The organism is Streptomyces sp. NPDC058964, from assembly GCF_042741275.1.
In the GTDB taxonomy this organism is placed as follows: Bacteria; Actinomycetota; Actinomycetes; order Streptomycetales; family Streptomycetaceae; genus Streptomyces.
Genome location: NZ_JBHYKH010000099.1, coordinates 1 through 13,486 on the forward strand (window position 1 = coordinate 1; position 13,486 = coordinate 13,486).

The 13,486-nt window shown below is 71.3% G+C and carries 6 protein-coding genes and 2 pseudogenes; 3 read left to right on the top strand and 5 right to left on the bottom strand.

Features of this window, described 5'->3' with window-relative positions:
• Positions 1–50: 50 nt before the first annotated feature.
• A complete protein-coding gene (locus tag ACFW2E_RS15190; RefSeq protein WP_384466466.1) occupies positions 51–3,353 on the bottom strand; it encodes a GH92 family glycosyl hydrolase in 3,303 nt (1,100 codons plus the stop codon).
• A gap of 844 nt (positions 3,354–4,197) precedes the next feature.
• Between ACFW2E_RS15190 and ACFW2E_RS15195 the strand changes: the two genes are divergently transcribed.
• Complete coding sequence (locus ACFW2E_RS15195; RefSeq protein WP_384466468.1) at positions 4,198–6,915, top strand: SpoIIE family protein phosphatase; 2,718 nt, start codon at positions 4,198–4,200, stop codon at positions 6,913–6,915.
• A gap of 24 nt (positions 6,916–6,939) precedes the next feature.
• Here ACFW2E_RS15195 and ACFW2E_RS15200 read toward each other — a convergent pair whose 3' ends face one another.
• Positions 6,940–7,362, bottom strand: coding sequence for a secondary thiamine-phosphate synthase enzyme YjbQ (locus ACFW2E_RS15200; protein ID WP_384466470.1), 423 nt, complete (start codon positions 7,360–7,362; stop codon positions 6,940–6,942).
• Between the two features lie 116 nt (positions 7,363–7,478).
• Between ACFW2E_RS15200 and ACFW2E_RS15205 the strand changes: the two genes are divergently transcribed.
• Positions 7,479–8,594, top strand: coding sequence for an NAD(P)-binding domain-containing protein (locus ACFW2E_RS15205; protein WP_384466472.1), 1,116 nt, complete (start codon positions 7,479–7,481; stop codon positions 8,592–8,594).
• 189 nt (positions 8,595–8,783) lie between these two features.
• Here the strand turns inward: ACFW2E_RS15205 and mltG are convergent.
• Positions 8,784–9,617: pseudogene (mltG, locus tag ACFW2E_RS15210) on the bottom strand (endolytic transglycosylase MltG); the annotation flags it as partial.
• A gap of 43 nt (positions 9,618–9,660) precedes the next feature.
• Positions 9,661–11,472, bottom strand: coding sequence for an ABC transporter ATP-binding protein (locus tag ACFW2E_RS15215; protein WP_384466474.1), 1,812 nt, complete (start codon positions 11,470–11,472; stop codon positions 9,661–9,663).
• A 115-nt stretch (positions 11,473–11,587) separates the two neighbouring features.
• Here ACFW2E_RS15215 and ACFW2E_RS15220 point away from each other — a divergent pair, with 115 nt between their 5' ends.
• Complete coding sequence (locus ACFW2E_RS15220) at positions 11,588–12,037, top strand: MarR family winged helix-turn-helix transcriptional regulator (protein ID WP_384466476.1); 450 nt, start codon at positions 11,588–11,590, stop codon at positions 12,035–12,037.
• 96 nt (positions 12,038–12,133) lie between these two features.
• On the opposite strand, the pseudogene ACFW2E_RS15225 reads toward ACFW2E_RS15220, so the two are convergent.
• Positions 12,134–13,381, bottom strand: a pseudogene (locus tag ACFW2E_RS15225) (peptide-N4-asparagine amidase); the annotation flags it as partial.
• Positions 13,382–13,486: the final 105 nt, after the last annotated feature.

Here is a 13,486-nt window from a genome sequence, read left to right on the forward strand (position 1 = left end):
GCCGGGGGCACCGGGGGCGGCCTCCTGCGCCGGGGCGGCCGGCGCGATGCTCAGCCGACCGCGAGGGTGAACACGTGCAGATCCGCGTCGTCCGGGAGCTTCACGCTCCTGATGGTCTTCCCGGACGGTGCCTCGAAGGGCTTGGTCGCGAAGACGTAGGTAGCCACCGGGTCCTTGTCCGCGCCCGCGACGTTGCGGTACGCGCTCTTGGCGACGACCTCGTTGCCGTACTGGACGGTGCCGCCGCCTCCGCCGACGGTCCAGTCGGTGAAGGAGAGGTCGATCGTGCCGGTGCTGCCGTCGGTGTAGGTGACCGTCGCCGTGGCCTTCTGGTTTCCGTTGACCCCGCTGCCGATGAAGGACAGCCTGGCCGCCGGGGTGACCGGTTCGACGGTCTGGCCGGCCGCGGAGGCGTTGTCCGGACGGCCGGAGGGTGAGCCGGGCCAGGTGAAGGTGAGGCCGTCGACGGTGCCCTGCGCGCCCGCGGTCAGGCCCGCCGCCGCGAGGGCCTGGCGGGAGTAGCTCCAGCCGCCGCCGTCGAAGTCGGCCTCGTCGTGGTCGCCGGTGTCGTCCGAGACGCCGGTGTTGTTGTAGGACGCCAGGAGGGTTCCGGGCGCGGCCACGGTCAGGGCGACCGGCTGCTCGTACGAGGTGCCGCCCGAGGTCACCGTGACCTTGACGTCGTAGAAGCCCTGGTGGACGTCGTCGGCGGCGGACAGGGCGATCTGCTGCGAGCCGTCGGTCACCGTGCCCTCGGCGGGCGTGGCCGTGATGCCGTCCGGGGTCTCGACGCGGAAGCGGACGTCGGGGCCGGTGCCGCCGTTCAGCGACAGGGCGCGGATGCCGACCTTCGTGCCGGCACCGGGCGCGACCGTCGCCGCGGTCGGCCCGACGCCGATCTGGTACGGCTGCTCCCCCTCCCGGAAGGAGGGCGGCGGGGCGGTCGCGCCCCAGGCGCGGTTCGGAGTGCCGGAGAGCGTGTAGTCCAGCCGTCCGCCGTCCCGCACGAACGAGGCCGGGAGCCAAGTACGGTCACTGCTGAGGCCGTTGACCTTCAGGGACTGCACGTAGGGCGCGTCGGGAGCCGCTCCCTTCGCGCGGATGGAGATGTCGTTGCCGTGCGGGCGGTCGATCTCAACCCGCTCGAACAGCGGTGAGGCGAGGACGAGTTCGGCTCGGGAGGGGACCTGGGGGTACATGCCGAGCGCGGAGAAGACGTACCAGGCGGACATGGCGCCGAGGTCGTCGTTGCCGGGGATGCCGCCGGGCTGGGTCGACCACAGCTGCCGCACGGCCGCCCGGACCGTCTCCTGCGTCTTGTACGGGGCGCCCGCGTAGTCGTACAGGTAGGGGACGTTGAGCGACGGCTCGTTGTCCAGTTCGGATTTTGTGCCGCCGCTGCCCGTGAACGCCCAGCCGCCGTCGGCGTCGTGGAAGAAGTCGTCGAGCCGGGCCAGGGCCTTGCCGGTGCCGCCCATGGCCGCGAACAGTCCGGCCGGGTCGTGCTGCACCATCCAGGTGTACTGGGCCGCCGTGCCCTCCACGAACCCGTTGCCGGTGTCGGGTGTGAAGCCGGTCACCCAGCTGCCGTCGGCCTTGCGGTTGGCGATGTAGCCGCCGCTCCGGTCGGCGGCGATGTTGAAGTTGTTCTGCCACCACTGGGCCCGCCGGGCGAAGGCCGCCGCGGTGCTCTTCTTCCCCGCCGCCGTGGCGAGTTGGGAGAGCGAGAAGTCCGCGGTGGACATCTCGAGGGTTTCGGCGGCGCCGCCCCATGCGTTGGAGACGGACGGCATGTAGTGCTTGGCCAGGTACTTGTCGAGCGACGGGCGCTGGCCGACCGACAGGACCGGCTTGCCCGCCGCCGACAGGTCCTGCTCCGTGGGCACGGTCGCCGCCTGGACCAGTGACTCCAGCGCCCCGCGCAGGTCGAAGTCCGTGCCGCCGAAGGCCCGGATCCCGGCCAGGGCGGTGGGTGAGGGGTCTCCGTTCATGACGTGCGTGCCGCTCGCGCCGTGCAGCCAGCGGTCCCAGATCCCGCCGTTCTGCCGGGCGAGTTCGTACAGCGACTGGGCGACGTCCGAGCCGGTGCGCGGGTCGAGCAGGGTGAGCAGCTGCACCTGGTCGCGGTAGACGTCCCAGCCGGAGAAGGTTCCGTACTGGGCCCGGTGGCCGCGGCCGACCCGGTGCACCTTGTCGTCGCTGCCGCGGTATCTCCCGTCGGCGTCACTGATCACGTTCGGATGCAGGAGGGAGTGGTAGAGGGCGGTGTAGAAGGTGGTGCGGTCGGCGTCGGTGCCGCCGCCGACCCGGATGGCGTCCAGGCGGTCGCGCCAGGCCGCGCGGGCGGCGTCCTTCACCGCGTCGAAGGAGCGCTTCGGCGGGTTCTCGGCCGCGAGGTTCGCCGCGGCGGCCGCCCGGCTGACGTACGAGATGCCGACCTTGACGTTCACCGGACCGGTGCCGGGTGCGAACTCGACGTACCCGCCCGCGCCCTTGCCCGCGACCGGCCGCCCGCCGTTGGAGAAGCCGCCGGTCCCGCCCGAGGCGGAGGTGGCCCCCGGGTTCAGCCTGTCGTCCTGCCAGGTGCCGTCGGCCTTGAAGGGACGGTCGAAGCGGGCGGTGAAGTAGAGGGTGTAGTAGGCACGTTGGCCCTCGGGGTCGAGGTAGCCGCAGAAGTCTCCGGAGGTGACGGAGCCGGAGACGGTGCGGGTGTCCGGGTCGATGGTGATCGACGAATCGGCCGACCCCACCTCGGAGTCGGCGGTGCGGACGAGCAGCGAGGCGGGCTCGTCGTCCGGGAAGGTGAAGCGGGCGGAACCGGTGCGGGTGGTCGCGGTGAGGTCGGCCGTGACGCCGGAGGCGAGGCCCACCTTGTAGTGGCCGGGTTCGGCGGTCTCGTCGGTGTGGCTGAAGCCGGAGGCGTAGACGGCGTCCTTGGTGTCGCTCGCCGGGGAAGAGGTGACCTCGCCGGCGTAGGGGAAGAACGGGATGTCGCCACTGCCGCCCGCGCAGCCCGTGCCGGACATGTGGGTGAGGCTGAAGCCGCGGATGCGGGTGGCGTCGTACTGGTAGCCGCCGGGCGCGGCGATGGGGGTACCCCCTGCTCGAACGGGGCCGAGGGCTTGGGGGACGCCGGCGTCGCCTCTGATGTTCTCCGGGCTCCAGGAGAGCATGCCGAAGGGCACGACGGCCCCCGGGAAGACGTTGCCGCCGTTCCTGGTGCCGATCAGCGGGTCGACGTGGGCGGTGGGGTCCTTGACGAGATCAGGCGGTGCGGCGGTCGCCGCGAGGGCGGGGGAGCCGCCGGCCGCGAGTACCGCGGCGAGCAGCAGGGACATGGGACGGAAGCGCATGACGCGGCCCCTCCTCCTTGGGACGGGTCGCGCATCACGGGTCGCACAAGCCGCAGGGACAGTAGCGTGCGCCGCCCGTGCCACGGAAGACCGTGTGCAGCAGCAGCGACGCCCGCCGGGATCACCCGGTCGGGTGAGTGGAACTTGCTTGACATCGTTGTCTGTTGAGGCGGTAAAGTCATGTACAGACCACCGAGACAACGTTGTCGCCATCACGGCCTCGACACAAGCCACGCTCCCCCGGGCCCTCTGTTCGGTTCGGGCAGGGGGAGCCCCTTCCGGACGGGCCGAACCCCCCTCGCCCGCCCGGCTCGCGGACCCGGTGGACAATGCCACGGGGTCCGCCCAGAGCGGCGGCGGCTCAGCCCACCTGACAGGGCAGGGTCGCCGCACCGTCGGCGCCGGAGCCCTGGACGACGCATCCCGACGTCGTACTCCGCTCCGGACCCAGCGAGCCGTTCCGGCAGGCGTTGCGCACCATCACGCCCCGCCCGCCGCAGAGATGTCATAGGCATGGCAGATACGCCTCTCCGGTCCGGCGGCATCCGCCCTCCGGCCGGACGGGGCCGTACGGAAGGCTGCCAGGAGGGTACGGAGGCGTGCCGGTGGGCACGTGGAGCGGGAGCGGTCCCGGGCGGCGGGTTCCGGTCCACCGATGGGAGCGCTCCCACTCCACTTCCCTGCGAAGCTAGCGCGAACCGCGACAGCTGTAAACGCCCGGTGCGCGAGGGTGGTCGATTCCCGCGCGCGGGCGGGACTTCGCACGTGCCGGAAGAGGGCGGAAGTTGTTCACGACTTGGACGAGGCCATAGCCACCAGGAATTACCGGTGCTACAAATGTCGCATGGCGGACAGATTCGCCCGGTTTCGACGTTCCTCCTGGCGCTTGCTCAGCGGCAGGAGCCCGCGAAGCGTCGCCGGGCAGGTCCTCGTACTACAAGTGGCACTGGTCGTGCTGCTCGTGGTCTGTGCCGTCTTCGCCCTCGTCCTGCAGTCGGAACGGGACACCAGCTCGGAGGCCAAGCGCCGGTCCATAGCCGTGGCGCAGACCTTCGCGCACTCGCCGGGCATCCTGCAGGCGTTGAAGACCACCCACCCGTCGAAGGTGCTCCAGCCGCTCACCGAGGCGGGGCGCAGGTCCGCGGGTGTCGACTTCATCGTGGTCATGGACACCAAGGGCATCCGCTACACCCACCCCATCCCGAGCCGGATCGGGAAGCGGTTCGTCGGCAGGATCGGGCCGTCACTCGCCGGAAAGCTGTACACGGAAAGCGTCCACGGCCCGCTCGGGCACGAGGTCCAGGCCACCGTCCCCATCTACGGCGCCGACGGCCGTGTGACCGCCCTGGTCTCCGCGGGGCTCAAGGTCAAGAACGTGACCAGTGAGGTGAACCGGCAGCTGCCGATCATCCTGTCCGCCGGGGCCGGAGCGCTCGTGGTGGCGACCGGCGGGACGGCGCTGGTGGGCAGGCGGCTGCGCCGCCAGACCCACAGCCTCGCCCCGGCCGAACTGACCCGCATCTACGAACACCACGACACGGTGCTGCACTCCGTGCGCGAAGGGGTGCTGATCGTCAGCGAGGACGGGCGTCTGCTGCTGGCCAACGACGAGGCGAGGCGCCTGCTGGAACTGCCGCCCGACGCCGAGGGACGGTCCGTCTGGGAGTTGTCGAGCCTGGATCCGGAGACGGTGGAGCTGCTGGCGTCCGGGCGTGAGGCGACCGACGAGGTGCATCCGGCCGGGGAGCGGTTGCTGGCGGTGAATCAGCGGCCCACGGAGCGTGGGGGTGGTGGCGCGGCGACGGTGGTGACGTTGCGCGACTCGACGGAGCTGCAGGCGGTGTCGGGCCGGGCGGAGCTGGCGCGCGAGCGGCTCAAGCTGCTCTACGACGCCGGTCTGGGCATCGGCACCACCCTGGACGTCGTACGGACGGCGGACGAGCTGGCGCAGGTGGCGGTGCCCCGGCTCGCGGACTTCGTCACCGTGGACATCGCGGACGGGGTGCTGCACGGCGAGGAACCCGCTCCCACCGCCACCGGCCTACGACGTGTCGCCGTCCACGGCATCCGGGACGATCCCCCCTTGTACGGGAAGGACCGGCTGATCGACTTCCTGCCGTCCACGCCTCAGGCGCGCGGCTACGGCAGCGGGCGAGCCGAACTGGTGACCGATCTGGCGGGGGCGAACGGCTGGCTGGCGCAGGATCCGCAACGCACCCGGGAGATCATCGCGTACGGGATCCATTCGCTCATCGCGGCGCCGATCCAGGCCCGCGGTGTGGTGCTGGGCATGGCGAACTTCTGGCGCGCCAAACGCCACGAGGCCTTCGACGAGGAGGAACTCTCCCTGGCCGAGGAACTCGTCGCACGAGCCGCGGTCAGCATCGACAACGCCCGCCGCTACACCCGCGAACACGCCCTCGCCGTCACCCTCCAACGCAGCCTGCTGCCCCGCGCCCTCCCGGAACAAAGCGCCCTGGAAATCGGCTACCGCTACCTGCCCGCCCAGTCCGGCGTCAGCGGCGACTGGTTCGACGTCATCCCCCTGCCCGGCAGCCGCGTCGCCCTCGCCGTCGGCGACGTCGTCGGCCACGGCCTGCACGCCGCCGCCACCATGGGCCGCCTGCGCACCGCCGTCCACAACTTCTCCACCCTCGACCTGCCCCCCGACGAAATCCTCAGCCACCTCGACGACCTCGTCGGCCGCATCGACCAGGACGAAGCCAACGCCGAAACCGCCGCCGAAGTCGTCGGCGCCACCTGCCTCTACGCCATCTACGACCCCGTCACCCGCCGCTGCACCATGGCCCGCGCCGGCCACCTCGCCCCCGCCCTCGTCCACCCCGACGGCACCGCCACCTACCCCGACCTGCCCACCGGCCCACCCCTGGGCCTGGGCGCCATGCCCTTCCAGACCGCCGAACTCCACCTCCCCGAAGGCACCCAACTCGTCCTCTACACCGACGGCCTCATCGAAGACCGCCGACGCGACCTCGACGAAGGCATGGAACTCCTGCGCCACGCCCTCACCGGCCACCCCCACCGCACCCCCGAAGACAGCTGCCAAGCCGTCCTCGACCAACTCCTGCCCCCACGCCCCAAAGACGACGTCGCCCTCCTCATCGCCCGCACCCGCGCCCTGCCCCCCGACCACATCGCCGACTGGGACGTCCCCGCCGACCCCGCCGCCGTCTCCCGCATGCGCACCCACGTCGCCGACACCCTCGACACCTGGAACCTCACCGAACTCGCCTTCACCACCGAACTCATCCTCAGCGAACTCATCACCAACGCCATCCGCTACGGCACCGACCCCATCCACGTCCGCCTCATCCACGACCGCACCCTCACCTGCGAAGTCTCCGACGGCAGCAGCACCTCCCCCCACCTGCGCTACGCCGCCACCACCGACGAAGGCGGCCGCGGCCTCTTCCTCGTCTCCCAGATGGCCGAACGCTGGGGCACCCGCTACACCCCCCAGGGCAAAGTCATCTGGGCCGAACAAGCACTCCCGGAGACCGACGGGATCAGCGACGAGGGGTCCGGGCCGCCGCCGGTCTGATCCCGCCGCGTCAGCCGGAAGAGCTCAGCCGAGGAAGCTCAGCCGCACCTGACGGTTGGGATTGTCCCGGTTGGTGTCGACCAGGCACACGGACTGCCACGTCCCCAGTTCCAGGCGCCCGCCCAGCACCGGCAGGGTCGCGTGCGGGGGGACGATCGCCGGGAGGACGTGGTCACGGCCGTGTCCGGGGCTGCCGTGACGGTGCTGCCAGCGTTCGTCGGCCGGGAGGAGGGTGCGCAGGGCCGCCAGGAGGTCGTCGTCGCTGCCGGCACCCGTCTCGATGACGGCGATACCGGCGGTCGCGTGCGGGACGAAGATGTTCAGCAGTCCGTCGCGGCCGCCCGCCGTCTCGCGCAGGAAGGCCTCGCAGTCCCCGGTGAGGTCGACGACCCTCTCCCGGGAACCGGTGGCGACGTTCAGCACTCGTGTGGTGAAGACATCCGACATGCCACCATCCTGGCCCAGCCGCCGCGGTTTGCCGCCCACCGACCGACCGCTCCGTGATCACCGTGGGGACCGCGACGCACGGGAAGTTCCATGACCACCGCGCTGTTCGTAAAAACGTGAACGACACACGTGAGGTCGAGGCAGTGGTGATAGGCGCTGGACAGGCGGGTCTGTCCAGCGCCTATCACCTGCGGCGCACCGGGTTCGAGCCGGACCGTGACTTCGTGGTGCTCGACCACTCCCCCGGCCCCGGCGGCGCCTGGCAGTTCCGCTGGCCGTCGCTGACGTACGGCAAGGTCCACGGGATGCACTCGCTGCCGGGCATGGAACTGACGGGCGCCGATCCCGCGCGGCCCTCGGCCGATGTCGTCGCCGAGTACTTCGACGCCTACGAGCGCGCCTTCGGCCTGCGGGTACGACGCCCCGTCGACGTCCGCTCCGTGCGTGACGGGGAGGACGGGCGACTGCTCGTGGAGACCTCGGACGGCACGTGGGCGGCACGGGCGCTGATCAACGCCACGGGTACCTGGGACAGGCCGTTCTGGCCGCGCTACCCGGGTCAGGAGACGTTCGGCGGACGGCAGTTGCACACCGCGCAGTACGCCGGGCCCGAGGAGTTCGCCGGGCTGCGGGTGGTCGTGGTCGGCGGGGGCGCTTCCGGTACCCAGCACCTCCTGGAGATCGCCCCGCTCGCGGCCGCCACCACCTGGGTCACCCGGCGGCCCCCCGTCTTCCGGGAGGGGCCCTTCGACGAGGAGGCGGGCCGGGCCGCGGTGGCCCTGGTGGAGGAGCGGGTCCGGCAGGGACTGCCGCCCAGGAGTGTGGTCTCGGTCACGGGGCTCCCGCTCAACGACGCCATCCGGCAGGGGCTGCGGGACGGGGTCCTGCACCGGCTGCCGATGTTCGACCGGATCACTCCGGACGGGGTGGCGTGGGGGTGGGGGTCCCTCCTGCCCGGGCGAAGTCGAGAGCTCGAGGGAGGCGGGCACGTCGAGGCCGACGTCATCCTGTGGGCGACCGGTTTCCGGGCGGCCCTCGACCATCTGGTCCCGCTGCGGCTGCGCGAACCGGGCGGCGGGATCCGGGTCGAGGGGACCCGCGCGGTCGCCGATCCGCGGATCCACCTCGTCGGCTACGGCCCCTCGGCGAGCACCATCGGAGCCAACCGGGCGGGGCGCGCGGCCGTGCGGGACATCAGGCGGCTGCTGGCCGCGGAGCCGGCCGCCGCGTGATGTCCCGCGGGAGCACCTGCCGGGTCACCTCGGTGGCTGTGAGGTCAGCGGGTTCTGCGACTGCTGCGTGGGACTCTGGCTCTGCTGGAAACTCTGGCTCTGCTGGGGACTCTGGCTCTGCTGGGGACTCGCGCTCTGCCCCGGGCTCCGGCTCTGGCTCTGGCTCTGGCTGTGCTGGGACTGGCTGTGCCGGGACGCCTTGCTCCTCTGCTGCGCGTTGAACTCGGCCACGTTGCGCAGGTGCTCCGCGTAGTCGGAGGTGAAGCGGGTGTCGCCCGGTTTGACCGTGACGAAGTACAGCCAGTTGCCGGGCGTCGGGTTGACCGCGGCACGCAACGCCTGCTCGCCGGGGTTGTCGATCGGTGTGGGCGGCAGACCCATGCGCTGGTAGGAGTTGTAGGGGCTGTCGATCCGGGTGTCGTCCGTGCTCGTGGTGAGCGTGTTCCTGTTCAGCGCGTAGTTGATGGTGGAGTCCATCTGCAGCGGCATGCCGCGCTCCAGCCGGTTGAAGACGACCCGGGCCACTTTCCCCATGTCGGCCTTGGAGGCGGCCTCGGCCTGGACGATGCTGGCGATGGTGACCGCCTGGTAGATGTTCATGGAGCTGCGCTGCGCACCGGCCGCCACCGGCGCCGCGCTGAACCTCTGGTTCGCGGTGTCGACCATGAGTTGCAGCAGCGACTGGGGGGTCGCCTTCTCGGCGACCGGATACGTCGCCGGGAAGAGATAGCCCTCCGGGTTGCCCTCGGCGTCGTTGGGCAGCTTCAGCCCCGACTTGCCGATGGACTTCCGGGTGCTGCCCGCGGGCAGGGCGAGGACCTTGTCGACGGCGTCGTAGACCTGGCTCGAACGCCAGCCCTCCGGGATCACCAGGGTCCTGGGCTTGGCGCCCCCGCCGCTGTTCAGACTCAGCAGCGGCACCGCCACGGCGGTGCCGGCCACGACGGCGCAGGTCACGACGAGGACGAGTTTGCCCCGGCGCGTCAGTCGAATCGCGCTCCGTGGCGGAGTGTTCATCTGCATGCGGGCACGTTAACCCGCATACTGCCTCAAACCTGGCATATCGTCATCTGGTCGGTTCCAGTCGCGCGTCCCGGCGGACCAGGGCCGCGTACCGTCCGCCGAGCTCCAGCAGCTCGTCGTGCGTGCCGCGTTCGGCCACGTGCCCGGAGTCGAGGACCACGATCTGGTCGGCGGCCCGGACGGTGGAGAGGCGGTGCGCGATGGTGAGCGTCGTCCGGTTGGCCGACAGGGCGTCGATGGCCTCCTGGACGGCGTGCTCGGTGCGGGTGTCCAGGGCGCTGGTCGCCTCGTCCAGGATGAGGACCGGCGGGTCCCGCAGGATGGTGCGGGCGATGGCCAGGCGCTGCTTCTCGCCTCCGGAGAAGCGGTGGCCGCGCTCTCCGACGACGGTGTCGTAGCCGTCCGGCAGTGAGGCTATGTGATCGTGGATCTGGGCCGCCTTCGCCGCCGCGTGCAGTTCCTCGTCGGTGGCGTCCGGCTTGGCGAAGCGGAGGTTGTCGGCCACCGAGGCGTGGAAGAGGTACGTCTCCTGCGAGACGACGCCGACCGCGCGGGCCAGGGTGTCGAAGTCGAGGTCGCGGACGTCGACGCCGTCCAGGGTGACGCGGCCTCCCGTGACGTCGTACAGCCGGGGCACGAGGTAGCCGAGCGTGGACTTGCCCGCCCCGGTCGGACCGACGACCGCGAGGCTGCTGCCCGCAGGGACGGCGATGTCGATCCCGTCGAGGACCGGGGCGACCGCGTCGCTGTGCGCGTCGTAGCGGAACTCGACGCCCTCGAAGCGGACCTCGCCCTTGACGGTGTCGAGGTGGACGGGCCGCTCCCGCTCGGTGATGTCGACGGGCAGGTCGAGGTACTCGAAGATGCGCTGGAACAGCGCGAGCGAGGTCTGGATCTGGACGCCGGTCGACAGCAGGCTGACGGCCGGGCGGAACAGGCCCTGCTGGAGCGAGACGAAGGCGACGATGGTGCCCAGGGAGACCTCGGGGCCGCCCATCCGCAGGGCGACGCCCGCGGTCCAGTAGATGACGGCGGGCATGGCGGCCATGACGATCGTGATGACCGCCATCCGCCAGCGGCCGGCCATGTTCGACTTCACTTCGAGGTCGACCAGTTGCTCGGACTCCCCCGCGAAGGACTCGGTGAGCGAGTCGGAACGGCCCATCGTGCGGCCGAGGAGGATGCCGCTGACGGAGAGCGACTCGGTGACGGTGGCGGCCATCGCGGCCATCTGCTTCTGGCGCTGCGTGGTGATCTTCTTGCGCTCGTTGCCGACTCGGCGGCTGATCCAGACGAACACCGGGAGCAGAAGCAGTGAGACGACGGTCAGACGCCAGTCGAGGGCGATCATCGCGACGATCGTGGCCACCACGCTGGTGAGGTTGGAGACCAGGGAGGTGGCGGTCGAGGTGACGGTGGCCTGCATGCCGCCGATGTCGTTGGCTATCCGGGACTGCACCTCGCCGGTGCGGGTGCGGGTGAAGAAGGCGAGCGACATGCGCTGCAGACGGCCGTAGACGGCGGTGCGCAGGTCGTGCATGACGCGCTGGCCGACGGTCGTGGAGATCAGCGTCTGGAGCACGCCGAAGACGCTGGTCAGGACGGCGCTCAGGATCATGCCGAGCGCGAGCAGGCTCAGCAGGCCGGTGCGGCCCTGCGGGATCGCGACGTCGAGGGTCTCCCTGAGGAGGAACGGCGTGGCCACCGAGACCAGGGACGAGGCCCCGACCAGCAGGCCGACGACGGCGAGCCGGGCGCGGTAGGGGCGGAAGAGCTTCAGGATGCGGCGTACCTGCCGGGGCTGTTCCCTTGTCTCGGCGGACGGCGTCCAGGAGGGTTCACGGTCGGGGTGCATGGGCTCCTACGGAGGTGAGCGGGTGTCGGCAGGGAGGCCGGCCGACGATGACTGACGGAGCATAGCTCATTGTTACCTATGCTCACAATGAACATGGTCCTGATATTGTTCCCGCATGACCACCCCCGATCCCGAGGGCCTGCTCGCCGAGCAGTTGCTGCGGCTCACCCGCCGGGTGCACCGCATCCAGAAGCGCCATATGCAGCTGCGCGACCTGGGCATAACCCCGGCGCAGTCGCGGCTGCTGCGCACCCTCGCGCACTACGGTTCGCCGCCGCGCATGGCCGACCTCGCCGAGCGCCTCGAGGTGGTGCCGCGCGCGGTGACGACACTGGTCGACGGCCTGGAGTCGAGCGGCAAGGTGCGACGGGTGCCCGACCCGACGAACCGCCGGGTGACCCGGATCGAGCTGACCGACGACGGGCACAGGACACTCGCGGAGCTGCGCCGGGCCCGCCGGTCGGCGGCGGCGGAGATCCTGGCCCCGCTCTCGGACGAGCAGCGCGAGACGCTCGGCGGGCTGCTGGACACGCTGATCGACGGGGAAGCGGTCAGGCGCTGCTGAAGCCGTGCGGCGGTGCGCCGCGTCCGGAAGCCCTTGCATGCCAAGGGCGGCCCCCCCCTCCGTAACTCGGTGTCACCGGAGTGGGAGCCGCCGGGTTCAGCAGCCGGTGTCGTCCCGGGTGAGCACGCCCTGAACGGCCGTCAGGGAGCGGTCGTAGCAGCCGTCCGAGCCGTACAGCCGGTAGCGCTCGCTCGTCGTGCCGACCGCGTGACGCTGGTCGCGGGGCACGTTCGCGGTGTACGCCGCATCGCCCGCGTAGGTGTCGTCGAGCCGCGACCACGCCGTGCGGCGGCCCTCACGCGTCGTCACGACGGCCGCCCGGTCCCCCAGTGTCAGGACGGTGCGCAGCCGGTCGTCCGTGCCGAGGGTCGTGGTGCCGTCCATCGTGTACGTCCGGTGCGTGCGCGTCGTCCGGGCCGGTCCGCGCCCGTCGACCGTCACGGACTCGTCGTCCGTCCAGGTGGCGTTCAGTCCGTCCGTCGTCTCACCGTCGGTCCAGCGGTGCACCGAGGTGTTCGCCAGCGCCCGGCTGACGGTGGTCGTCACACGGCCGTGCGAGGTGTCGACGTATCCGGCGGTGGTCAGCCGGTGGCCGGCATCGGTGTCCACGCGGTGCGTCCCCGAACCGGGCGTGTACGTCGATGAGTTCACCGGGTCGCTCGCCTCGTCCACGGTCAGGCGGCCGGTGACGTGCGCGCGGTGCGGGTCCTGCCAGACCAGCACGTTCACCGGGAGGCTCCAGCCCGTCTGTCCCTCGGGCACGCCCGCGACGGAGACCTCGACGCGGTGCGGACGGCCGTCGTTCAGCAACCCGGCGAAGGGGGTCAGGTCGTACTCGATCGGCCGCACGTCGAAGGCGCGCGGGGCCGGAACGACGTACCAGAGGAAGGGGTTGGACCAGCCACCGGTCCATACGTCGGGGAACGGTGCGGCGATCCCGGCCGGCCGCCCGTCGACCTTGATCTGCACCTCGCGGTACGGGCCGTGGTCGGCCTTGCAGGAGTAGGGCGCCGGGTCGGCCACCGTCAGGTACCAGAACTCCTCGCAGCCGCCGCCGGATCCGGTGGCGTACACCTCGGCGACGATGCGCTCGCTGTTGCGCGGCGTGGTGACGGTCGTGCCGTCGGCCGTGTCGGCGAGGGTGAGGACCCGGTCGGGCGCGGTGGCGGACCGGCCCGCGTAGAAGGTGAGCGTGACCTTGACGTCGATGACGCCCGTGTACGTGTCGTCGACGACGTTGCCGATGAGCATCTCGACGTCCTGCGGGTGACGGAAGGTGTCGCCGTAGCGCGTGACGTCCTTCTCGACGGACCACTCGATGCCGTCGGGGGACGGCTCGGGGTTGGGCGGGCGGCCGGGAGGGCACACCCCCAGCGGGGTCTATACCGCGCAGGGGGACCTGGGGGCCGGCAACCAAAGGGGGGGGGGGGACTAGGAAGATCGGAGCCG